General features: G+C 65.3%; 21 protein-coding genes. 8 read left to right on the forward strand and 13 right to left on the reverse strand.

What is annotated here, in order from left to right:
• Positions 1 to 15: 15 nt before the first annotated feature.
• The 7 genes from AB5K84_RS30090 to AB5K84_RS30120 form a co-directional block, all read right to left on the reverse strand.
• Positions 16 to 1,632, reverse strand: coding sequence for an ATP-dependent acyl-CoA ligase (locus AB5K84_RS30090; protein WP_038965984.1), 1,617 nt, complete (start codon positions 1,630 to 1,632; stop codon positions 16 to 18).
• A 7-nt stretch (positions 1,633 to 1,639) separates the two neighbouring features.
• The gene (locus tag AB5K84_RS30095) at positions 1,640 to 2,116 is read right to left on the reverse strand and encodes an aromatic-ring-hydroxylating dioxygenase subunit beta (RefSeq protein WP_011086185.1); all 477 of its coding nucleotides are present in this window, start codon (positions 2,114 to 2,116) and stop codon (positions 1,640 to 1,642) included.
• Positions 2,113 to 3,453 (reverse strand): Rieske 2Fe-2S domain-containing protein, encoded by a 1,341-nt coding sequence (locus tag AB5K84_RS30100; RefSeq protein WP_038965985.1) that lies wholly within the window; start codon positions 3,451 to 3,453, stop codon positions 2,113 to 2,115. The genes AB5K84_RS30095 and AB5K84_RS30100 overlap by 4 nt, the downstream gene beginning before the upstream one ends.
• Before the next feature lie 17 nt (positions 3,454 to 3,470).
• Positions 3,471 to 4,421: a PDR/VanB family oxidoreductase gene (locus AB5K84_RS30105; RefSeq protein WP_011086183.1), complete on the reverse strand. Its 951-nt coding sequence runs from the start codon at positions 4,419 to 4,421 to the stop codon at positions 3,471 to 3,473.
• Positions 4,422 to 4,529: 108 nt separating this feature from the next.
• Positions 4,530 to 5,147: a flavin reductase family protein gene (locus AB5K84_RS30110; RefSeq protein WP_011086182.1), complete on the reverse strand. Its 618-nt coding sequence runs from the start codon at positions 5,145 to 5,147 to the stop codon at positions 4,530 to 4,532.
• A 7-nt stretch (positions 5,148 to 5,154) separates the two neighbouring features.
• A complete protein-coding gene (locus AB5K84_RS30115; protein WP_011086181.1) occupies positions 5,155 to 6,120 on the reverse strand; it encodes a nitrilase in 966 nt (321 codons plus the stop codon).
• Positions 6,121 to 6,180: 60 nt separating this feature from the next.
• Positions 6,181 to 7,815, reverse strand: coding sequence for an MFS transporter (locus AB5K84_RS30120; protein ID WP_063713265.1), 1,635 nt, complete (start codon positions 7,813 to 7,815; stop codon positions 6,181 to 6,183).
• A 168-nt stretch (positions 7,816 to 7,983) separates the two neighbouring features.
• On the opposite strand from AB5K84_RS30120, the gene AB5K84_RS30125 reads away from it, so the two are divergent.
• On the forward strand, positions 7,984 to 8,862 hold the full coding sequence (locus AB5K84_RS30125; protein ID WP_011086179.1) for an IclR family transcriptional regulator: 879 nt from the start codon (positions 7,984 to 7,986) through the stop codon (positions 8,860 to 8,862).
• Between the two features lie 56 nt (positions 8,863 to 8,918).
• Here AB5K84_RS30125 and AB5K84_RS30130 read toward each other — a convergent pair whose 3' ends face one another.
• Genes AB5K84_RS30130 through AB5K84_RS30155 form a run of 6 tightly spaced genes read right to left on the reverse strand, consistent with a single transcriptional unit; the run spans position 8,919 to position 14,784 of the window.
• Positions 8,919 to 9,968 carry a LacI family DNA-binding transcriptional regulator gene (locus AB5K84_RS30130; RefSeq protein WP_011086178.1) on the reverse strand — a complete coding sequence of 350 codons (1,050 nt, stop codon included), beginning with the start codon at positions 9,966 to 9,968 and terminating at the stop codon, positions 8,919 to 8,921.
• The gene (locus AB5K84_RS30135) at positions 9,965 to 10,609 is read right to left on the reverse strand and encodes a ThuA domain-containing protein (RefSeq protein ID WP_011086177.1); all 645 of its coding nucleotides are present in this window, start codon (positions 10,607 to 10,609) and stop codon (positions 9,965 to 9,967) included. The genes AB5K84_RS30130 and AB5K84_RS30135 overlap by 4 nt, the downstream gene beginning before the upstream one ends.
• Before the next feature lie 10 nt (positions 10,610 to 10,619).
• Entirely contained in the window at positions 10,620 to 11,717 is a 1,098-nt protein-coding gene (locus AB5K84_RS30140) for a Gfo/Idh/MocA family protein (RefSeq protein WP_011086176.1), read from the reverse strand.
• A gap of 22 nt (positions 11,718 to 11,739) precedes the next feature.
• Positions 11,740 to 12,588, reverse strand: a complete 849-nt coding sequence (locus AB5K84_RS30145; RefSeq protein WP_011086175.1) for a carbohydrate ABC transporter permease — start codon at positions 12,586 to 12,588, stop codon at positions 11,740 to 11,742.
• Positions 12,581 to 13,522 carry a carbohydrate ABC transporter permease gene (locus AB5K84_RS30150; protein ID WP_011086174.1) on the reverse strand — a complete coding sequence of 314 codons (942 nt, stop codon included), beginning with the start codon at positions 13,520 to 13,522 and terminating at the stop codon, positions 12,581 to 12,583. The genes AB5K84_RS30145 and AB5K84_RS30150 overlap by 8 nt, the downstream gene beginning before the upstream one ends.
• Positions 13,523 to 13,524: 2 nt before the next feature.
• Entirely contained in the window at positions 13,525 to 14,784 is a 1,260-nt protein-coding gene (locus AB5K84_RS30155; protein WP_038965989.1) for an extracellular solute-binding protein, read from the reverse strand.
• Positions 14,785 to 14,952: 168 nt separating this feature from the next.
• Between AB5K84_RS30155 and AB5K84_RS30160 the strand changes: the two genes are divergently transcribed.
• From AB5K84_RS30160 to AB5K84_RS30190, 7 genes are all read left to right on the forward strand, one after another.
• On the forward strand, positions 14,953 to 15,711 hold the full coding sequence (locus AB5K84_RS30160; protein ID WP_011086172.1) for an SDR family NAD(P)-dependent oxidoreductase: 759 nt from the start codon (positions 14,953 to 14,955) through the stop codon (positions 15,709 to 15,711).
• Positions 15,712 to 15,947: 236 nt separating this feature from the next.
• Positions 15,948 to 17,198 (forward strand): ABC transporter substrate-binding protein, encoded by a 1,251-nt coding sequence (locus AB5K84_RS30165; protein ID WP_011086171.1) that lies wholly within the window; start codon positions 15,948 to 15,950, stop codon positions 17,196 to 17,198.
• A gap of 123 nt (positions 17,199 to 17,321) precedes the next feature.
• The gene (locus AB5K84_RS30170; protein ID WP_011086170.1) at positions 17,322 to 18,149 is read left to right on the forward strand and encodes a helix-turn-helix domain-containing protein; all 828 of its coding nucleotides are present in this window, start codon (positions 17,322 to 17,324) and stop codon (positions 18,147 to 18,149) included.
• Between the two features lie 190 nt (positions 18,150 to 18,339).
• Positions 18,340 to 19,350, forward strand: a complete 1,011-nt coding sequence (locus AB5K84_RS30175; RefSeq protein ID WP_011086169.1) for a branched-chain amino acid ABC transporter permease — start codon at positions 18,340 to 18,342, stop codon at positions 19,348 to 19,350.
• Position 19,351: 1 nt separating this feature from the next.
• Positions 19,352 to 20,434, forward strand: coding sequence for a branched-chain amino acid ABC transporter permease (locus AB5K84_RS30180; RefSeq protein ID WP_011086168.1), 1,083 nt, complete (start codon positions 19,352 to 19,354; stop codon positions 20,432 to 20,434).
• Positions 20,427 to 21,209: an ABC transporter ATP-binding protein gene (locus AB5K84_RS30185; RefSeq protein WP_011086167.1), complete on the forward strand. Its 783-nt coding sequence runs from the start codon at positions 20,427 to 20,429 to the stop codon at positions 21,207 to 21,209. The genes AB5K84_RS30180 and AB5K84_RS30185 overlap by 8 nt, the downstream gene beginning before the upstream one ends.
• Positions 21,202 to 23,418: an ABC transporter permease gene (locus AB5K84_RS30190; RefSeq protein ID WP_011086166.1), complete on the forward strand. Its 2,217-nt coding sequence runs from the start codon at positions 21,202 to 21,204 to the stop codon at positions 23,416 to 23,418. The genes AB5K84_RS30185 and AB5K84_RS30190 overlap by 8 nt, the downstream gene beginning before the upstream one ends.

Below are 23,418 nucleotides of genomic sequence, written 5' to 3' on the forward strand. Positions count from 1 at the left end.
GCCTCCCTCCCCGCGTCAGACCTGACGCCGCTTGAGGTCGCGGAGGTCGAAGAAAGCGCCATCGCACATCAACCTTGCGACAAAATCCTTCAGCCCGCCGCGCTGGATCTTCTCGGTTGCGGTCAGCGGCAGGCTGTCGGTGAAGCAGATCCAGCCCGGCGCCTTGTAATAGGCCATCTGCTCCAGGCTCCAGCGGACGATGTCTTCGGCGAGCGCGCGGCCGGCGCCGGCCTCCTCGGCGATGATGACGGCGGCAACCTCGTCGCCGCGCACCTGATCGGGCGTCGCCGCAACCGCGGCCTGCCGGATCGCGGGGTGGCGGTTGAGGACGGACTCGACCTCGACCGCGGCAATGTTCTCGCCGGAACGGCGGATCACGTTCTTCTTGCGATCGACGAAATGGAGATCGCCATCCACATCGCGCGACACGATATCGCCGGTATGCAGCCAGCCGCCCTCCCACGCCTCGGCGGTCGCCTCCGGGTTTTTCAGATATTCGCGGAAGAAGCCGTAGCGCGGGTCGGCGCCAGCCCGCCGCACCAGGAGCTCGCCCGGCGTCCCAATTGGGGCGTCATTGCCGCCGTCGTCGACGATACGAACGTCGACTTCGGGTGCGGGTCGCCCGAAGCAGCTGGTGCCGATCTTGCGCGGCTCGACATTGGCGGCGATGACGCCGCCGCTGCCCGTCTCGGTCATCGCCCAGGCCTCCAGCAGCGGAAAGCCGAAGCGGTCCTCGAACGGCGCGTGCAGCAGCTTGTCGACGCCGGCACCGAAGCCGAAGCGAACGGTGTGCGCGCGGTCCTGCTCCGACGGCGGCGCGCTCATCAGCATCGAGGGCATGACGCCGAGATAATGCAGGCAGGTCGCGCGGCTGTCGCGCACGGAAGCCCACCAACTGCGCGGATGGAAGCGATCGAGCATGGTCAGGCTGCCGCCGACCGACAGCATCGCCATCAGCGACACCGCCATCGCGTTCATGTGGAACAGCGGCAGCGGCGTGATCATGCGCTCGCCGTCGGGCTTGAGCGCGATCAGCCCGCCGACGTCGCGATACCAGTTTCCGGAATGCAGGAAATAGGTGTTGGTGAGCACGCAGCCCTTGGGCTGACCTGTCGTCCCCGACGTATAGAGCAGCGCGCATTCGGTCGCGCCGTCACCCGTGCTCGCCGGCCGCACGCCGCCGAATGGCGCGGGCACGTCGTCCTCGCTGGTCACGACGGGGATCGGCCGACCGGCCTGGCGCGCCGCCGTCTCGACCTCGTCGCGCCGCTCGACAAGCACGAACGCGGCGTTCATCTCGGAATGCGCGATGATGTATTCCAGCTCGCTCAGCCGCAAATCCGGATTGATCGGCACCACGGAGACGCCGAGCGCGTTGAGCGCGAACCACAGCTCGACGAACACCGGCCTGTTCTGGAGCAGCAGCCCGACCCTGTGGCCTTCGCCGTAGCCGCGGCCCGCGAACGCGGCGCGCCAGCGCTCGACCCGTTCGAGCATGGCGCGATAGGTGATCTCGCCCGCCGCGATGCCGTAGATGCCTGATGTCTCCGGCAGCACGTTGAGGAAGCCCGCCTCGCCGCGGCGAAGCGCGGTCTCGCGAAAGCGGGCGTAGACTGTGGTCGCAGCGGTCAAATTCGTCTCACATGAAGAGCTGGATGTTGCCGAACGGCGCGTCGAAATTGACGAGATCGACGCGCTTGAGCTTGATCTTCAGGGCATCGCCGACCTGGACGAGATCGTGCGAGGCCCATCCCGAATAGCGCTCCAGCATGTCGCCGCGCGTCTCGGTGTAGATGTAGGACGTCCGCGCCCTGAACACGCCGGCAGCCGTATCGCACGCCACGATCTGCGGCGCCTGCAAAAGATGATGGCAACGGCTCTTCGGCTTCTGGCTGAAGGTGCGCTCGCCGGCCAGACGCTCGACCCGTACCTTCAGGAGCAGCAGGTCCTCATACATCAGCGACGGCTGGAGCACCGGATCCTGCTGCTGCCATTCGAGCGGCATCCAGTAGCGCCCCTCGGGGTGAAACAGATCGAGCCAGACCTGCCACTGCATCGTGTCGAGCAGCTCGGCCTCGCGATAGATGAAGTCCGTGATCGTCTTCTCGGTGATCATTCGGCGGCCTCGACACGCTTGTCCATGTCCATGGTCATGAATTTCGCCCAGGCGTGGAACTGGTTGCGCATCTGCCGCTCGGAGGTGCCGTTGATCACCGCCGTGACGTCCTGCTCTTCATGGCCCTCGTAGAGCCGGCGGAGATTGACCCATTGATTGCCGTTGGATTTCAGGCCTTCCTGCGCCCGCTCGTACATTTCAAGGTCGTCGTGGCCGACGATCGAGGTCGGCGCGTTGATGAAGCGGTTGTACATCAGCGCCCGCTCGTAGAGCTTGTCGGGCGCGCCGACCAGGCGATAGACCCAGCTCTCGACCAGCGTCTTGTCGACCGCGATCGGGATGAAGTTGCGCAGGATCTGGACGGCGCCCTTGACCATGATATTGGGGAAATAGACGGTGTTGTGCCTGACCTCGCCGAGGATCTCGTGCGCCCGCTTCTCGCCGTAGGCCGCGACCATCTGGTCGAGATAGCCCGGGACATCCGAGTAGTTCGAATGGATGGAGTTGGCGACGCCGGTGTGGCCATGGCCGTTCGGCCAGATCCTGATGCCGCTCTGCTCGTAGAACTCGTACGGGCTCATGAAGGGACCGTAGAGCTGCACCGCCATCGGCGTTTCCGTGGAATCGCCCTGCTCGCGCTTCCAGACCTTGACCGCAGTGCCGGCCGAGCTCTCATGCGCCACCATCGGATGGCAGGTGTCGGTCTGGTTCTCGACCAGCATCTTCCAGTTGCAGGTGTGCATGTAGCGGATCGGCGTCGCCAGGACGGCGAGCTTGCCCTCCGGCGAGCGGTCGACCATGTTGTCGATGGTTGAAAGGCTTTCGCCGAAATAGTCCTCGAAGGAGACGCCGCTGTCGCTGAGCCGCGCGAAGATGAAGTCGCGATGGATCACGACGTTCTTGACCCTGGACAGCCCCTCATTCGCCTGGGTGTCGCCGAAGCCGGTGCCCTCGTAGCCCTTCTTCAGCGGGATCGCGAGCAGCGAGCCGTCGGTCTTGAAGGACCAGGCGTGATAGGGGCAGCGGAAGAACTTTCCGGTATTGCCGCAGGGCTCGGAGGCGATCTTCACGCCCTTGTGCGGACAGCGATTGTAGAACACATGGATGGAGCCGTCGGTATGGCGGCTCGCCAACACCGGCTGGCGGCCGATCGTGGCGGTGATGAAATCGCCGGGCTTCGCCAACTGGCTGGCATGCCCGACATAGACCCAGCTGTTCGGGAACAGATGCTCCATCTCGAGCTCGAAGATCTCGGGGTCGACATAGACGTCGCGATGAACCTCAGCCTCGCGCACCAGCGCGGCAATCGCGTGGGCGTCCCTTCCGTATTTCGCCATGGCGTCCCTCGCCTCCCTCACAAATCCAGCACCAGTCGTTCCGACTTCGCGCGCGACACGCAGATCTGCATGACCTTGTTGGAGGCCTTCTCGTCGTCGCTGAGGATGACGTCGCGATGGTCGGGCACCCCTTCGACCACGCCGCACTGGCAGATGCCGCAATCGCCGCGCTGGCAATCGTAGAGCACGTCGAGCCCCGCCGCCTCCAGCGCCTGGATAATGGTTTGGCCGGCTGCGACGCCGACGACCTGTCCGGTCGATCTGATCTCGACCTCGAACGGCAGGTCGGGTGAAGACGGCTGCTCCGCCTTGAAGAGCTCGTAGTGAATGCGGTCCGCCGGGACGCCCTCGGCAAGCGCGGCCGCCTTCACCGCGTCTATCATCCCCGCCGGACCGCAGACGTAGATGTGGGCGTTCGCGGCTGCTCCTCCGAGCGCCGCGGCAAGATCCAGACGGGACTCGTCACTGTCGTAATGAACGGACAGGCCTTTAGCGCAGATGTCCCGCAGATGCGGCAGGAACGCCAGAAGTCCTTGCGTGCGGCCGGCGTAATGCAGGCGAAACGGACTTGCGCGGGCGGTGAGCTCCGCCGCCATCGACAGGATCGGCGTGACACCGATGCCGCCGGCAAACAGCAGCGCGGGCGCCGGCCCCTCGTGCAGATGAAAATTGTTCACCGGCGCGCTTGCCTTCAAGACATCGCCGATCTTCAGCGCATGCATGAACTGCGAGCCGCCGGTCGAGGCCTCCTCGCGCAGCACCCCGAGCGCCAGCGCATCCTCGGCAAGACCCGGCAGGGCCATCAGCGAGTACGGCCGGTCCCCTCCGTTCGGGAGCGCCACGCGGATATGTGCGCCTGCCCGCCATGGCGGCACGGGGCCGTCCTCCACGCCAAGCACAAGGCTCCGTACGAACGGCGTCTCCGCGGCATACGACCTGACCCTGAGCTTGAGCGGATGCGCGTCCATTCAGGCATCTCACGAATTATATGAATTTGCATATTTTTAGACATGTAATAATTGGATGTCAATCGGGCTCATGGGGCGGCCATGGCGGGAGGCCCCGGCGCCGGCCGCCTATTCGATCGGCGCCGGCCGCACCAGCTGGAAGAGATCGCGGGGCCGCGCATACCAGCCCGACCCGTGCATGCGGGCAATGAGATCGAGGCCGACCGTATCGATATAGCCTCTCTGTGCATCGATCACGAACTGCTCGGCCACATGAGCACAGACGATTTCGCCGATCACCGCGATCTGCCGGGGCCCGGTCTCGTGAACCGTGAGGGAGCGACATTCGAACGCCACCGGGCACCCCTCGATGAGCGGAGGCGCAACCATCTGCGAAGGACATGTTTGAAGTCCCGCGATCTCCATCTCGTCGACACCGGCCGGAGCATCGACGGCCGTCGCGTTCATGGCTTCAGCCATCTGGTGCGACACCAGGTGAGCGACGAACTCGCCCGTCTCGACGATATTCTGCGCCGTGTCTTTCAAGCCCTTGTTCGGATGGCGCAGCAGGCCGAGCACGACCGTCGGCGGTTCATGCCCGAGGACGTTGAAGAAGCTGAAGGGCGCGGCATTGGCGGCGCCGTCTCGGGAGCGGGTCGTCACCCACGCGATGGGGCGCGGCGTAACGGTCGCGGTGAGAATCTTGTAGCGGATATCCGCCGGAAGCTGGCCCATGTCGAAGAGCATCGGTCCCTCAATTGCGCGCGCGAACGGCGCTGACGGTTGATACTGCCCGCTTCGGTCGATCGTCGACGACGAGCTGGAAAACGTCCGGACGGGAATAGTGCCCCGCGGCGTCGAAATCAAACTTGCCGCGCGTCACCTCGTCGAGCGCAATGTCGGCATACAGGATGGTCTCCCCCTCGAAGCATGGACCCGCCAGCACCTTGCCGAGCGGATTGACGATGGCGCTGCCGCCGCGCATGAGCACGGTCTCGGGATCGGCACCCAGCGCGCACTCGTAGTCCGCCGGGAAGGCGCCGCGCTTGAGATGCTGACAGGCCGTCAGGACGAAGCAGCGTCCCTCCAGGGCGATATGCTGCATGGTCGGAAGCCAGGTATCGCGATCATCCGCGGTTGGAGCGCAGTAGATGCTGATGCCCTGGCTGTACATGTGCATGCGCAGCATCGGCATGTAGTTCTCCCAGCAGATCACGGCGCCGATATTGCCGAGCGAGGTCTCGAACACCGGCATGGTCGAGCCGTCGCCGAAACCCCAGATCAGCCGCTCGCCCGCAGTCGGCATCAGCTTGCGGTGCTTGCCGACGAGCCCACGCGCCCCGTCGAAGAACAGCGCCGTGCAGTAGAGCGTGCCCTGCTCTCGCTCGATGCAGCCGATGACGGTAAAGGCACCGGTTGCGGCGGCCGCCGCAGCGATCGTCTCGACCTCCACGCCATCGAGATCGATGGCCGCCTCCCAATACAAACGGAACGCCTCGCGTCCTTCGGGCTTGCGCATGCCGACGGGAGCGCCGAACGAATTTCCCTTGGGATAGCCGCCAATGAAGGCTTCAGGGAAAACGACCAGCCTCGCGCCGGCGCCAGCGGCCTTCTCGATCAGGGCCGCCGCCTTTTGCGCCGACACCAGCGAGCTTGTCGGATCTGACGCGGCCTGAACGACGGCCGCCTTGTAGGTGTTCGGTCGGTTGCTATCCATCATGTCATCCCGGGCACGGAAACGGAGAGCGGGCCGCTGCTGCGGCCCGCCGGCATGTCATACTCAGTGATCCGTCTCGATTTGCGGCCTGTTCGGCAGCATGATCGATCCGATCACGGCGACGACCGTGCAAATGACGACCGGATACCAGAGCCCCGCAAACACGTCGCCGACCGCGAGCGAAAGATAGGTTGCAAAGAACGGCAGGAAGCCACCGAAGATGCCGGCGCCGATGTGGTAGGGAAACGAAAGTGCCGTGTATCGGATGTTGGCCGGAAACACCTCGACCAGGAACGACGCCACCGGCCCATAGACCATCGCGACGATGACGGTCATGACGACCAGCAGAAAGACGATGTAGGCTGACGACACCTTCGCGGGATCCGCCTTGGCGGGGTAACCCGCCTCGGACAGGGCCTTGCGATAAGCCGCCGCATCGTATCCGGCAATCGTCTTGCCGTTGACCGTCATGGCTACGGCCTGGCCATCGACCGGGGCGGCATAGCTGAAGTTGATGCCGCTTCCGATCAACAGCTTCTTGGCCTGGACGCAAGGCTTGCCATGATCGCCATGCGAGCTCAGCAATGCGGCCGCAAGGCCGAACCGGCATGCTTCGCTGGTGGTGTCGGCGTGCACCGTCACCGGCGCACTGCGGGTCGCGGCCACGAGCTGCGGATTTGCTGCCTCCAGCAGCGACGAAAACATCGGCCGGTAGCACAGCGCCGAAAGTACGAGACCCGTCATCATCAGCCATTTGCGTCCGACCCGATCGGACAGCCAACCGAAGAAAACGAAAGCCGGCGCACCGATGACGAGGCCGATGGCCATCAGGGTATAGGATGTCTGCAGGTCGATCCTTGCGATCTGCTGCATGAAGATCATCACGTAGAACTGGCCGGTGAAGTAAGTGGACCCCATCCCCGCGGTCACACCGAACAGCCCGATCAACACCAGGCGAAGGCTGGACCACCGGGCGAACGTGTCTCTGACCGGGCTCCTGGACAGGCGACGCTCGGCCTTGAGACGCGTGAAGACGGGCGATTCATGCAGCTTGGCGCGGACGTAGATCGAGAACGCCAGCATCGCGATCGAGATGATGAAGGGAGCGCGCCATCCCCAGGCCTTGAAGTCGGCCTCGCTCATGACGCTCTGCGTGCCGATGATGACCGCGATGGAGAGCGCCAGCCCGACCGACGATGTGATCTGGATCCAGCCGGTCAGAAGCCCGCGCCGGTCCGGACGCGAATGCTCCGCAACGTAGATGACGGCACCGCCATACTCGCCGCCGACCGCGAGGCCCTGGATCAATCGCAGCATGACCAGCGAGATCCATGCAGCATGACCCACGCTGGCATAGGTGGGCAGGAAGCCGATCAAGGCCGTGCCGCCGCCCATCATCACGATGGTGATGAGGAAGGTATATTTTCGACCGACCAGATCGCCGATGCGGCCGAAGACCACTGCGCCGATCGGCCGGATCACGAAGCCTGCCGCAAGAGCGCCGAGCGACGCAAGCACGGCGGCGGTCGGGTTGTCCGGCGGAAACAATACCGAACTCATGAACACGGCCAGCGAGCCGTAGATGAAGAAGTCGTACCACTCGAACACGGTGCCGAGGGTCGAGGCGAGAACGACCTGCCGCTCCTCGCTGCGCGTCAGATTCTGGTCGGCGGGTACCGCCGTCGCTCGTGCATCCATCGTCATTCCCCTGTTTCGCGGCCAAACCCAGCCCCGCTTCAAGCAATTTTATTTAGTCATATACATATGATGTCGTCAAATACAGCAAGCTTGAATATCCGGCGCGACGCGCCCAATAATGCGCCAGCACGACACCCGCCGTAACACCCTGATCTATAAGGATTTTCAGTGAAGAAGCCGCGCCGACCCCGTCCGCCGGATCCGGCGCCCGCATCCGCACGAGGAGCCAAACCCGGCAAGACCACCAAGGCGGAACGGCCCGGACGGCGCGGCATTCAGTCGATCGAGATCGGCTTCAAGATCCTCGACTACCTCAGGACCGAAATGCGGCCCGTGCCGCTGAAGATGATCGCCGCCAACACCGGAATGTCCGCGGCCAACGTCCACTATTATCTCGTGAGCTTTCAGGCGGTGGGCATCGTCCGACAGGAGAGCGACACCGGCTGCTATGCCCTCGGCCCCTACGCATTGAAGCTCGGCATGGCGGCCATCGAGCAATTCGACGTCTTCGCCGTCGCGCGGCCGGCCATGACCGAACTCGCAACGACGATCGGCCACACCGTATTTCTCGGCGTGTGGGGCAATCGCGGACCGACCATCATCTATCGCGTCGAGGGCGGAGCCAGCCGGCCCATCATCGAGCTGCGCGTCGGAAGCGTCCTGAGCCTGCTGCGGTCCGCGCTGGGGCGAAACTTTCTTGCACATTTGCCGCGCTCGCTGACGGGCGAGATGCTGGATCAGGAGCTCAAGGAGGAACGCTCGCGCGAGACGCGGGTCGATGACGCGCCAACCACCAAGGCCGAGGTGGAGGAGATGATGGACACGATCCGGCGCGACGGCATCAGCCGTTGTCGTGACGCGCTGCTGCCGAACTTCACCTCCCTATCCGCGCCGATCTTCGACCAGGGCGGGTTCATGATCGCGGCCATCACGATGATGGGACCCATCGGTATTCTCGACGATGACCTGAAAGGTCCGACAGCGACGGCCCTGAGCGCCCACGCGCGCGCCCTCTCCGCGACCGCCGGCTGGCAAGGCGGAGGCTGAACCGCCCTCGCCGGCTCGATCGGGCGAGAGCAGCGGCCGCGCATCAGAGCTCGCAGTTACGGCAGATTGTCCCGCAGAAAAATGTCGATGCGGATGCGTTCCTGGTCGGGGCTGATGGGCTCACCCGAGCAATGCGCGAGCAGGACGCGCGCTGCGGACCGCGCCTCGTGGCCGGGGTCCTGGTTGATGATGGCGTCGAGCGTGCCGCGGACCAGGAAGCGCCGCGTATACTGAGTCAGCTCATGGGTGATCCAGACCACCTCGCGCGCCCGTCCCGAGGCCTCGAGCGCATCAGCAATGCCACGGTTCCCGGCGCCGCAGCAATAGATGCCGCGGAGATCGGCATGGCGCGCCAGCAGCGCGGCCGTGAGCTTCCGCGTTCGGTCGCTGTCGTCGCGGCCCTCGATGACCGGGAGCGCGCGCAAATCCGGATACTCGCTGGACAGGATCTGGTGGAAGCCGAACTGCCGCTCGGTGTGATCGCGCAGCGACAACGATCCCGCGATCACCGCGACCGTCCCCTCGTTGCCGGCGAGGAAGCGTCCCATCAGCGTGGCCGCGGTCCGCCCCGCGGCCGGGTTGTCGATACCGACATAGTGCAGGCGGCGCGAGCTCGGCGCGTCCGACACCAGGGTCACCACGGCGACCCCGCGGCCTGCGAGCTCGTCGATCGCGGCGCGTACCCTCGGATGGTCGAGCGCGATGACGGCGACGCCCTGATAGGCCGGCGACAAGTTTTCCAGCGCGCTGGCCAGCACGTCCGGATCGAACACGTCGACATGGAGAATATCGATGAAGCCGCGCTGGCCGGCGAGCCAGTCCGCGGTGCGCTGGACCTGCTCGGTCAGGTTGGTCATGAAGCTGTTGCTGCCGGTCGGCAGCACGAACGCGAAGCGGAACGTCTGGCCGCGGGCAAGCCGCGCGGCCGCGACGTCGGCACGATAGCCGAGTTTTGCCACCGCGGCCTCGACGCGCGCAACCGTCTTGGCGCGCACGCCCTCGCGCCGGTTGACGACGCGGTCGACGGTGGCGAGCGAAACGCCCGCCGCGCGCGCGACATCCTCGAGCGTGGCACGAAGCACCGGCTGCGCCGCGCCGGCTGTCATTCGCGCGCCGCCCACAGCATGCCGCGGGTCATCAGCGTTCGGATCTCCGGCACGTCAAGCTCGTAGGCACGGTGGCCGAGCGAGGAGTAGAACACCCTGCCCGCGCCGTAGCGCTTCTTCCACACCACGGGCATGACCACGCCCTCGATCCAGGGCGCGTGCTCGCCGGTGAAGGTCGTCGTCGCCAACACCTCGTTGGCGGGGTCGACATGCATGTAATACTGCTCTGAACGATGCTCGAAACTCTTCAGACCCTTCATGATGGGGTCGTCCGGCTTCGTCAAGTCGACCTTGTAGTCGATGATGTTGCCAGGATGCGCGACCCACTGCCCGCCACACAGGAACTGGTAGTCGACGGAATCGCGGAACGCGTCGCACATGCCGCCATGATGGCCGGTGAGCCCGACGCCGCTGCGCACCGCCGCGCAGAGATTGAGCGCTTCCGCCTTCTCGATCTTCGACATGGTGTAGATCGGGATGATCAGCGACAGATCGTGAATCGCGGGATCGGCGAATGCCGCCGTCGTGGTCTCGATCCGCACCTCGAAGCCTTCCGCCTTCAGCCAGCCGCGGATCATCGAGGCACAGAGATCCGGATCGTGTCCCGGCCAGCCGCCCCAAACTATCATTGCCTTGCGCATGTTTCTGTCCTCAGTCGATCTGTCCGGTTTCGCGTCCGGCCGGCAGCATCGCCGGCCGCTCGACGCGGCTCTCGATCTTGACGCGCCGCCCGTCGTCGGCGGAGGTCTGGAACGCCTCCATCACCTCCAGCACGTGGAAGGCGAGCGCACCACTGGCGCGATGCGGCCGGTTGTTCAGGATCGCGGCGGCCATGTCGGCGACGCCGATCGAGCGGAACTCGCCGTCGACATGGCCGTGCGTCGGCGGCACCGTCTCCCATTCACCGCCGGTCCTCGCGACCTGCACCTCGCCGCCGAAGCGGTTCGGGTCCGGCACCAGCATGCTGCCCTTGTCGCCATAGATCTCGATCGGCGCGTGCCGGTGCTTCGGGACATCAAAGCTCATCGCGATCGAGACGACCGCCCCGCTCTCGAATTCGAGCGTGCCCGCCACATGGGTCGAGACCTCGACCGGAATCAGCGTGCCGTTCATCGGCTGGCTGGTCACCACGCGCTCGGATTTCGGACGCGCGGTCGAGCCCATCACGCTCGCGACCGGGCCGAGCAGCTGGACGAGATCGGTGATGTAATACGGCCCCATGTCCAGCATCGGCCCGCCGCCGCGCAGGTAATAGAAGCCTGGCGCCGGATGCCAGCGCTCGTGGCCGGGACAGCCGAAGAAGGCGCTGCCCGCAACCGGCGTGCCGATCGCGCCGTCGTCGATCAGCTTGCGCGCGGTCTGGTGTCCACCGCCCAGGAACGTATCCGGCGCGCAGCCGACGCGAAGGTTCTTCTGCGCCGCGAGATCGATCACCTTGCGCGCCTCCGCGACGTTGATGCCGAGCGGCTTCTCGGAATGGATATGCTTGCCGGCATTGAGCACGGCGAGGCTGACGTCGGTGTGGGCGAGCGGCACCGTGAGATTGATGACGATCTCGACGTCGTCGCGCCTCAGCAACTGATCGACCCGCATCCCCGGTAGGCCGAAGGCCGCGCCCTGGCGCTCCGCGGCATCGCTGCGCATGTCGGCGAGCGCTTTGACCTCCATGACCGGGAAGCGCTGGGCCGCCTTCAGATAGGCGGTGCTGATGTTGCCGCAGCCGATGATTCCGACGCCTATTCTTCTCATTGTGATCTCCGTGAGATTCCGTTCATCCCTTGACCGCGCCTGCGGTGAGGCCGGCGACGATGTGCTTCTGCGCCAGAAGGAAGAGAATGACCGTCGGCAGGATGGTCAGCGTGATGAAGGCCAGGATCAGGTGCCACTCGGACGAATACTCGCCTTGATAAACCATGATACCGAGCGGCCAGGGATAGAGCGCATCGGTGTTGAGCATCACCAGCGGCAGCAGATAGGCGTTCCAGCTGTTGACGAAGGTGATGGTGCCGACGGTGGCAAGAATCGGCCGTGACAGCGGCAGCGTCACGTAGCGAAAGAACTTGATGTAGCTGCAGCCGTCCACCAGCGCGGCTTCGAGCAATTCATAGGGAATGTCCTTGAAGAAGCGCCGCAGCAGCAGCACGCTCATGGCCAGGCTGAATGCGACCTGCGGCAGCGCGACGCCGAAATACGTATCGAGCAGCCCGAGATCGCGCACCTTGATGAACAGCGGCAACACCGCCGTCGCGGCGGGAAACAGCAGGCCGAGCGTCAGGTAGCTCAGCAGCATCGATGAGCCGTAGAACCTGACATGAGCGAAGGTGAACGCGGCCATCGAAGCCACGATCAGGGTCAGCGTCACCGCGAGCGTCGAGATGACCAGCGAGTTGCGGAGCAGCTGCCAGTAGCGCGCCGAGAACAGGATGTCGGCATAGTTCTGCCATTCCCAGTGCCTTGGCAAGCCGAACGGATTGACGCGCAGCTCACCGAGCGACTTGAAGCCGCCGAGCAGGGTCGCGAGCAGCGGCACCAGCACGAAGACGGCGATCACGGCGAGGAACAGCGCCTTGAACAGGATGGCGGGATCGAACGGAATACGGGCGGGCTCGGCGTCATTCATCGCGCATGAACCATCGCTTGTAGGTGAAGGCAAAGGTCACGCAGATCACGAACAGGATGACGCCGATGGCGCTGCCATAGCCGACGCGCATGCGCGAGATGCCGTTGTTGTAGAGGAAGCTCACCATGGTGTTGGAGGAATCCGCCGGTCCCCCGCGCGTCAGCGGCATGACGAGATCGAACAGCTGCAGCGAGCCGATGATGGCGAAGAACACCGAGAGCCGGATGGTCGGATACAGCAACGGGATGACGACGTGGCGGAGCGTCTGCGAGCGCGTCGCGCCGTCGATGGTGGCCGCCTCGACCAGGCTCTTGTCGAGGCCCTGAAGCGCGGCGATGAACAGCATCATGTGGAAGCCGAAATACTTCCATACGATGACGATCAGCACCGCCAGCATCGCCGTGTCGGTCGAGGCCAGCAGATGCGGCGGCTCGGCGCCGAAGGTGCGCCAGATCGAAGCGACCAGGCCGTAGTCTCCGTCGTAGACGAACGAGAAGATCAGCCCGGTTGCGATCTCGGCCAGGATATAGGGCATGAAGAACAGCATGCGCAGCGCCACCGCCCCGCGGAAACGCTCGGCGAGCATCAAGGCGAGCGTGAGCGCCAGCGGCAGCTGTATCAGCAGCGAGACCGCGATGATCAGCCCGTTGTTGCGCAACGCGAGCCAGAAGGCGCGCGTCTCCAGCACGAAGCGGTAATTGTCGAAGCCGATCCAGTTGGTCGGCCGGCCAAAGCCGTTCCAGTTGAAGGCCGAGTACCAGGCCGCCTCGCCGATCGGCACCACCACGAACAGCGTGAACAACAGCAGCGCCGGCGGCAGGAACAGGATCAGCACCGTGAAGCGGCCGTCCCAGCCGGGGCCGCGCACCGCCGTCGGCGAGACCGATGTCTGCGCAACGCTCATCGCCGGCGCGCTCGCGATCGGTCGCGCCACCGTCAGTTACCCTGCTTCCAGGCCGCCTCGATCGCTTTCGCGGCGTCCTGCGGGCTCATGCTGCCGCCGGCGATTTCGGCAGTAACGTCATTGACGACGCGGCCAACCGAGGGACCGAGGCTCTGGTCGTAGAAGTTCTGGTGATAGTTCGACTTCGCCAGATTGGCCGCGATCAGCTTCATGAAGGAATTGTTGAGGCCGGCATCCGCGCCCTGCACCACCGGGATGATGAAATTGCCCGCCGCAAGCCGCGTCTGTACGTCCTTGGAGACGAAGTATTTCAGGAAGTCGACCGCCTCCTTCGGCGAGCCCTTGGTGATCAGCCAGCCGGTGATGCCGCCGAGCGTGTCGGTCGGCGCGCCCTTGCCGCCCGAGACGACCGGGAAGTCGAACCAGCAGATCTTGTCCTCGGAGAGGCCCACCTTGTCGGCGGCGAGCGCGCGCTGCAGATGATAGACGGTGCTGATGGCGAGCGTCATTGCGGCCTTGCCGTCGCCGAAATAGCCGACGGCCTGCGGATTCTTGAAGCCCAGGAAACCGTTCTGGAACGGCTGAAGATCGACGAGCTGCTTGAACAGCTCGCCGGACTTCTGGAAGGTTTCGCCGGCGAAGCCGCCGTTCTCGCCGCGCAGCGCCGCGTCGAAGGCCGGCTTGCCGCCAATGCGCACGGCAAGATGCGTCCAATAGAAGTGCAACGGCCATTTGTCGGCGCCGCCGACCACGATCGGCGTCACGCCTGCGGCCTTCAACGTCTTGACGGCGGCAAGCAGATCATCCCAGCTCTTGATCCCCGCGGGATCGACCTTCGCCTTGGCCATCAGTTCCCTGTTGCAGAGGAAGCCGACCTGCGACAGCGCGGTCGGAAGTCCATAGACGCGGCCATTGCTGGTGAAGGCAGCGAGCGCTGCCGGCGTCAGGCTGTCGCTGTAACCCTTCACGGAATCGGTGATGTCGTCGAGGACGCCGGCTTCGATCTGCGCCTTCAGGACGCCACCGGCCCAGCTGTAGATGATGTTCGGCCGATCCTTGGATTGCAGGATGGTCGGCAGCTTGGCCTTGTAGGCCTCGTTCTCGAGGAACTGCATCTCGACCTTGACGCCCGGATGCGACGCCTCATAGGCGCGCGCGACCTCCTCCCAGATCTTCACCTGGGCCGGATTGGCCTCGATGTGGAGCCATTTGACCGTCGTGTCGGCTGCGGCAGAGTTGGCCCAAAGCAGGCATGCGGCAGCGGCGAGTCCCAGCTTCCCGAGCAGTCTCATCACATCCCTCCCGATCGGCTCTTATTCTTTGGCTGCAATCCTGCCTTCGATTTTTGAGGTGCGCAACTAAAATTCTGATCTATGGACCTCACGGCGGAAGCGGCTAAGGTTGGCGGGACAACTGGGCGGCGCCTTGCACCGCCCGCAACACAAGAAAAAGAGGTGCCCATGGCCGCCGTTTATTCCGACCTTGCCGACAAGGTCGTTCTCGTCACCGGTGGCGCATCGGGGATTGGCGCTGCGATCGTGCGGCGCTTCGCGCAGCAGAAATCCAATGTCGTGTTCTTCGACATCAAGGCCGACGAGGGCCAACGCCTGGCACGCGAGCTGTCCGATCAGGGTTTGGCTGCGCATTTCCAGCGCGTCGACCTGACCGATATCGCCGCGTTGCGCGCCGGCGTCGCGGCGGCGCGCAAAGCGCACGGCGCGATCAACATCCTCGTCAACAATGCCGCACATGACGAACGGCACAACACCGAGGAGATGACGCCGGAATACTGGGACGACCGCATCGCGGTGAACCTGAAGCACCAGTTCTTCGCCGCGCAAGCCGTGCTGCCGGACATGAAGGCGGCGAAGGCCGGCGCCATCATCAATTTCGGCTCAGTGTCGTGGATGGCCGGACAGGGCGGCATGGCGGCGTACACGGCCAGCAAGTCGGGCGTCGTCGGTCTCACGCGCTCCCTCGCCCGCGACTACGGTCCCTACAATATTCGGGTGAACGCGATCGCGCCGGGCTGGATCATGACCGAGCGCCAGCTCGAGAAATGGATGACGCCGGCGGGCGAGATCGAACTGCAGCAGCGACAGTGCCTGAAGCGCCGGCTGGTGCCGGACGAGGTCGCGAAATTCACCGTCTTCCTCGCCTCCGACGAGGCCTCCGCCTGCACCGCGCAGCACTACGTCGTGGATGGCGGCTGGGTGTGAGATGCCCTAGGGTTGGTGGGTGCATCAGGGCGCGGCACGGTCGCCGATTGCACTGCAAAACCACTTGCGCCGCAACATTCAAAAATGAGACTGCCCGTCAAACCGGACGCGGCGCCCACGCAGGCACCGCATTCGACTTCAGCTAGCTTCCCTCCAAAGCCGCGGGCCGTTCGAGAGCCACGGGCGTCGCGCCCGGTTCGGCGCGGCAACAAAGCGACGACACAGGGAGGAGCACAATGTCGAAATGCGGTGTGGGACTGCTTGCGCTGAGCAGCCTGTTTCTTTCGAGCGCGGCGATCGCCCAGGAAAAGATCAAGGTGGGCGTGACCGCAACCCTCGAAGGCACCTACACGGTGCTGGGCGAGGACGGCATGCGCGGCCACCAGACGGCACTCAACGTGCTGGGCAAGAAAATCGGCGACAAGGAGCTTGAATTCATCGTCGCATCGACCGACGCGACGCCGGATTCGGCAGTGCGCGCCGTCCGCAAGCTGATCGAGCAGGACAAGGTGCAGATCCTGCTGTCGCCGCTCTCCGGCGACGAGGGTATCGCGGTGAAGAACTTTGCGAAGACCCATCCCGAGCTGACGTTCATCAATGCGGCATCCGGCGCCCAGGAAACGACCTATGTCGATCCTGCCCCGAACTTCTTCCGCTACAACATGGACGGCGCGCAGTGGCAGGTCGGCCTCGGCAAATACGCCTATGACGACAAGAAGTATCGCAAGATCGCGACCGTCGGCGAAGACTATTCCTTCATCTACACCCAGGTGTTCGGCCTCGTGCTCGAGTTCTGCGGCGCCGGCGGCCAGGTCACCAACCGGCAATGGGTTCCGCTCGGCACCAAGGACTTTGCCTCCGTCATCGCCGCGCTGCCCGACGATGTCGATGCCATCTATCTTGGGCTTGGCGGGGCGGACGCCGTCAACTTCCTCAATCAGTATCAGCAGGCCGGCGGCAAGGCGCATCTGATGGGAGGTTCCATCATGATCGACCAGACCATCCTGTCGTCAAAGGGGAATGCCAAGAACGCGCTGATCGGCACCATCGCAGCGAGCGGCCAGGCCGATACCTGGGAGGATCCGGGCTGGCAGAAGTTCGTGAAGGCCTATCAGGACGCCTTCCCGCCCAACAAGCGCTTCCCAAGCCCGTCACTGCTCGCGACGAATTACTATGGCTCGACGATGGCCCTGATCCTGGCGCTGCGCGAGGTCAATGGCGATCTCAGCGACAACCAATCGAAGTTCAGGACTGCGCTGGCGAAGATCGAGCTCGACGCGCCGAACGGCAAGATCAAGCTCGACTCCAATCGTCAGGCGATCGGCACCAACTTCGTCACCGAAGTCGTCGATGATGGCAAGGGCGCGCTGTTCAGCAAGGTCGTGAAGGTGATCCCGAACGTGAACCAGACGCTCGGCTACGACCCGGCCGTGTTCTCGAAGATCGGGCTGCCGAGCCGCACTGTGCCGGAATGTAAGAAATACTGACGCATCACATCGGCATCAGACGAGCGGGGAGCGACTTGCTGACGCGGGCGCTCTCCGCTCTTGCAATCTCGGCGGCGTTGTTGAACGCTGGCTAAAAAGACAAGAACATTCGGGAGGGAAGGCATGAGCCGTGCGCTCGCCGTCTTCCACGGCCGGTTCGGTCGGGCGACGGTTTATCAGTTGAACCGCCCTTTCAATATCCACGCGCATCGTGAAGGTCATCTGATCTTCCATGTCGGCGGCATGCCCGCATGCATCGATGTCTCCGCCGGCCACTACGATCTCAACGAAACCTCGGTCGTTGCCGTCAATCCTTGGGAGCCGCACAATTTTCTGCCGACCGACCTCGACGGCGGCGCGATCTTCTTCGTGCTCTATGTCAATCCCGAATGGTTTGCGCCCGATGCATCGGGCACCGACCGGCTGCGCTTCGGCCGCACGCAGTTCAAGCGCACTGTCGCGCTCGACAAGCACATCCGGCGAACAGCCGCCTTGGTGTGCGGCGCACCATCGCTCTCCAGCCTCGATTCCGAGCTCCGGCGGCTGATCGACATTTGCTATGATGAAAGCTGGCAACAGGCGGAGACCGTACGCGATGCGCGGGCGAGCGGCGCCGTGACCGACTTCCGCGTGCGCAAATGCATCAAGCTGATGTCCGAGAGTCCGGGGGCGGAGATGGAGCTCGACACCATCGCGCGCGAGTCCGGCCTGTCGCGACCTCACTTCTACCGGCTGTTCCGCGTCCAGACCGGCGTCACGCCGAACCTCTATCTCAACACGCTGATCATGGAACAGGCGCTCGAAGCGCTGGTCGCCAGCGAGGCACCGATCGCCGATATCGGCTTCGATCTCGGCTTCTCCTCGCAGAGCGGCTTCACCCGCTTCTTCGCCGCCAATGTGGGGATGGCTCCGACCGACTATCGTCGCGCCGCCAAGGTCTTGCGCGCCTGACCGCCGCGCGAAAAGATACTCACGATCAAATGTCGCACTTAAAGCCCGGCTAGGATGAGCGCAACGCGACCCCCAGATGGTCGCGACGACGGGAGCGCACGTTCATGGCGAGGCGAGCAGCCGCTGCAAGGCTGTCTGACCTGCATTCGGTGGAGCTTCGGCGCGGCGCCTGGACAAGCGGGCGGCGCAAATGAGCCGTTTCATCGAACGCCATCCCGCCTGGGCGCTGATCTCGATCATCGCGATCGCCATCGCGCTGTGGCTGATCTTCGCAGTCTGGCCGCCGGGCCTCGAAGAGGCAATCGGGCGCAAGCGCGTCTTCCTCAACGCCGTCTTCAACGGCATCACGCTCGGCGGGCTCTACTTCCTCGTCGCGAGCGGCTTCACGCTGATCTTCGGCCTGATGCGCAACGTCAACCTGGCGCACGGCTCTCTCTATCTGTTCGGCGGCTATGTCGGCTACGCCATCAGCACAGCCACCGGCTCCTGGCTCCTCAGCTTCATCGTTGCCTTCGTCCTGACTGCACTGGTCGGCGTGCTGCTTCAGGTGATCGTGTTCCGGCGCATGGAAGGCCAGGACCTCAGGCAGACCATGGTGACGATCGGGCTCTCGATCGTGTTTGCCGACCTGATGCTCTGGGCCTGCGGCGGCGACTTCTACCAGATCCAGACCCCGAGCTGGCTGATCGGGCCCGTGGACCTGCCGCTGATCACGGCGGTGAAATCCTCGGGCGAGCCGGTCTATCTCCGATATCCGGTGGTGCGGCTGGTGATCTTCGCGGCGTCCGTCGTGATCGGCGTCGGCATGTGGCTCGCGCTCAACCGCACCCGGATCGGCATGATCATCCGCGCCGGCGTCGACGATCGCGACATGCTGGCCGCCACCGGCGTGCGCATCCAGCTCGTCTTCGTGCTGGTGTTCGCGTTCGGCGCCGGGCTCGCCGGCATCGCTGGCGTCGTCGGCGGCACCTTCCAGTCGCTGTCCCCCGGCGAGGACATTCGTTTCCTGCTGGCCTCGCTGGTGGTGGTGATCGTCGGCGGCATGGGCTCGATCCCCGGTGCGGCGCTCGGTGCGCTCATCATCGGCCTCGCCGAGCAGCTCGGCTCGGTCTACATCCCGACCTACGCCATCGTCGTGACCTTTCTGATCATGGTGCTGGTGCTGGCAATCCGGCCGCAGGGCCTCCTGGCGAGGCGCTGACATGTCCCTCGCCCACGACGCCCGCGTTGCCGTCCGCCCCGCCGACCTGGCGGAGCGTTCCGCGCGGGCATGGCCGGAGATCGACAATCCCGCCGCCTGGATCGTCGCGGTCCTCCTCCTGATCATGCCGCTGATCGCCAACGGCTTCTTCCTGATCGAGATCTTCGCCACCACGCTGATCCTCGGCATCATGGCGCTGAGCCTGATGTTCCTCGCCGGCTACGGCGGCATGGTCAGCCTGATGCAGCTCACCATCGCCGGCTTTGCGGCCTACATGGTCGCCGTGTTCGGCGTCAGCGCCAACACCAATATCAGCCTCGGCTGGCCGTGGTGGCTCGCGGTTCCGGTGGCGCTCGCGCTCGCGACCGTCTTCGGCACGCTCGGCGGCGCGCTGGCCGTCCGCACCGAAGGCATCTACACCATCATGATCACGCTCGCGATCGGCGCGGCCTTCTACTATTTCACCAACCAGAACTGGGCGATCTTCAACGGCCACACCGGCATCAACACCGTCGCGACGCCGCATTTCTGGGGCGTCAACTGGCGCGCCGACATCCCGTTCTACTATATCGTGCTCGCGGTTGCCGCGCTGTGCTACTTCGCCGTCGACTACATCTCCCGCGCACCGTTCGGCCTGGCGCTGCAAGGCGTGCGCGACAATCCGCGGCGCATGGCCGCGCTCGGCTTCAACGTCAATGCGCACCGCGTCGCGGCTTACGCCTTCGCGTCGTTCGTCGCCGCGCTCGCCGGCGTGCTCCAGGTCTGGAACTACCGCCAGATCTCGCCGGGTTCGGTCAGCGTCGGCGCCTGCATCGACGTGCTGATCATCGCCGTGGTCGGCGGCATCACGCGCCCGATCGGTCCCTTCATCGGCGCGCTGATCTTCGTGCTGCTGCGCACCTTCGCGCTCGATGTCCTGATCAAGTTCGGGCTCGACGGCAACCGCTTCCGGCTGCTGATCGGGCTCGGCTTCCTCGCCATCGTATTCTGGTCCTCGGACGGCGTGATCGGCCTGTGGCAGCGCTGGCGCCAGAGCCCTCGCCCTACGACGGGCCGTTCGGGCGGAGCGCGCGGCCATGGATAGCGTCGCCCAGCGCCTCTCCGCCGTCGGCGCCGGCGCCGCGCTCGAGCTGCGCGGCGTGACGCGCCTGTTCGGCGCGCTGGCGGCGCTGACCGACGTCACCATCACCGTGCGTCCCGGCGAGCGGCGCGCCGTGCTCGGCTCGAACGGCGCCGGCAAGACCACGCTGTTCAACTGCATCACCGGCGACTTTCCGCCCTCCTCGGGCACCATCCGCTTCTTCGGCGAGGACGTCACCCACTTCCCGCCCTATGAACGCATCCGCCGCGGGCTGCGCCGGACCTACCAGATCTCGGCGCTGTTCCCCGGCCTCACCGTGCAGGACAACGTCTATCTCGCCTGCCGCGGCATCTCGCGCGGACGTTTCTCGTTCCTGCGCCCGGGACAGAACGACGCCCTGATGCACGCAGCCGACAACCTGGTGCAGGCCGTGCACCTGACCGCGGTGAAGGACCAGCGCGTCGCCGAGCTCGCGCATGGCCAGCAGCGCCAGCTCGAGATCGCGCTCGCGCTCGCCGGCGCCCCGCGCTTCGTGCTGTTCGACGAACCGGCCGCGGGCCTGTCGCCGACCGAACGGCAGGAGCTGATCGAGATCCTGACCTCGCTGCCCGCCCATATCGGCTACATCATCATCGAGCACGACATGGACGTCGCCTTGCGCGTCGTCGAGAGCGTCACGATGATGCACAACGGCCGCGTCTTCAAGGAAGGCCTGCCGCAGGAGATCGAGTCCGATCCCGAGGTGCAGGAGCTTTACCTCGGAGGCGGCCATGAATGAGGTCCGCCGCACAGCCGCCGCGCTCGAGGTCCGCGGCCTCGACGTCTACTACGGCCACTCGCACGCGCTGCAAGGCGTCGACCTCGCGCTGGAGAGCGGCGTGTTCTCCGTCGTCGGCCGCAACGGCATGGGCAAGACCACGCTGTGCAAGGCGATCATGGGACTGGTGCCGGTGAGCGGCGGGTCGATCCGCATCCGCGGCGAGGACATCACGCGGCGCTCGCCGGCCCACATCGCCCGCCTCGGCGTCGGCTATGTGCCGCAGGGTCGCCGTCTCTGGCGCTCGCTCAGCGTCGACGAGCATTTGCGGCTCGCTGGCAGCATGCGATCCGGCGCCTGGACAGTCGAGCGCATCTACGACACCTTCCCGCGCCTCGCCGAGCGCAAGGACCATGGCGGCGGCCAGCTGTCCGGCGGCGAGCAGCAGATGCTCGCGATCTCGCGCGCGCTGCTCACCAATCCGCATCTCTTGATCATGGACGAGCCGACCGAGGGGCTTGCGCCCGTCATCGTGGCGCAGGTCGAGGAGATGCTGCTGCGGCTCGGCGAGGACGGCGACATGGCCGTGCTCGTGATCGAGCAAAACATCGGCGTCGCCACCGCGATCTCGCGCAATGTCGCGATCATGGTCAACGGCCGCATCAACCGCATCATCGATTCGGCGCGGCTTGCCGCCGATCGCGAGCTCCAGCAGCGCCTGCTCGGTGTCGGACTGCATGCGACGCTCGAGCCCGATACCGACGCGCCCGCTGCCGGCAGTGAGCCGAAGCCGGCTCCGCAGCCGTCGCGCCCGAGCGGGCCGATCCGGATCTACATCTCCAACCCCATCTTGCCGACGCGCTGGTCCCAACCGGTCCCGATCGCACGGATCGAAGCCGCCGCACGCGCGCTCTCGACGCAGGTTGCGCGTCTCGACGAGACCGCGCGGCGCAAGCGCGAGCCGGCGACCGCGCAGGCATCCGGACCGCCGGTGGTGCTGGTCGTCGGCACGCTCGACACCAAGGGCGCCGAGCTGCGCTTCATCCGCGACATCATCACGGGAAGCGGCCTGCGCACACGCCTGGTCGACGTCTCCACCAGCGGCAGGCACGCGAGCTGCGATGTCTCCGCGCAGGAGATCGCGCTGAACCACGGACGCGGCGGCTCGGCCGTGTTCGGCCCGGACCGCGGCGCCGCCGTCACCGCGATGGCGGATGCGTTCGCCAACTGGCTGCGGCGGCAAGGCAATATCGCCGGCGTGATCACGGCCGGGGGCTCGGGTGCGGCATCGCTCGTTGCGCCGGGCATGCGTACCCTCCCCGTCGGCGTGCCGAAGCTGATCATCTCCTCCGTCGCCTCCGGCGATGTCGGGCCCTATGTCGGGCCCGCCGACATCACCATGATGTATTCGGTCACCGACGTGCAGGGGCTCAACGCGATCTCGCGCGCGGTGCTCTCGAACGGTGCGAATGCCATCGCCGGCATGGTGAAGGCGCGCCTCGATCAGCGCGAAGCCAGGGAGCGCGCGACCGCCGCCAGCCTGCCGTCGATCGGCATCACCATGTTCGGTGTGACGACGCCGGCCGTGCAGAGAATCGCCGCCGATCTGCGCGAGGATTTCGAGTGCCTCGTCTTCCACGCCACCGGCGTCGGCGGCCGCTCGATGGAGAAGCTGGTCGAGACCGGCCAGCTCGCCGGCGTCATAGACCTGACCACGACCGAAGTCTGCGACCTCCTGATGGGCGGCGTGTTTCCCGCGACCGAGGATCGTTTCGGTGCGATCATCCGCACGCGCGCGCCCTATGTCGGCTCGGTCGGCGCACTCGACATGGTCAATTTCGGCGCGCCCGACACCATCCCGGAGCGTTACCGGGGCCGCAAGTTCCACGTTCACAATCCGCAGGTGACCTTGATGCGGACCACCGCCGAGGAGAACGAGCGCATCGGCCGCTGGATCGGCGAAAAGCTGAACCAGATGGACGGGCCCGTGCGCTTCTTCCTGCCCGAGGGCGGCGTCTCCGCGCTCGATACCCGTGGTCAGCCGTTCTGGGATCCGGATGCCGACGCCGCGCTGTTCCGCACCCTGGAACGCACCGTGCGGCAGACTGGCAACCGTCAGCTCATTCGCGTCCCCAGAAACATCAACGATCCCGAGTTCGCCTCGACCATCGCAGCTGCGTTCCGAACGCTGTTCGGCCGCACCGGGGCGCGCCGGAGACTAGCGAGGTGA

Source organism: Bradyrhizobium sp. 1200_D9_N1_1 (assembly GCF_052075915.1).
Classification (GTDB): Bacteria; Pseudomonadota; Alphaproteobacteria; order Rhizobiales; family Xanthobacteraceae; genus Bradyrhizobium; species Bradyrhizobium diazoefficiens.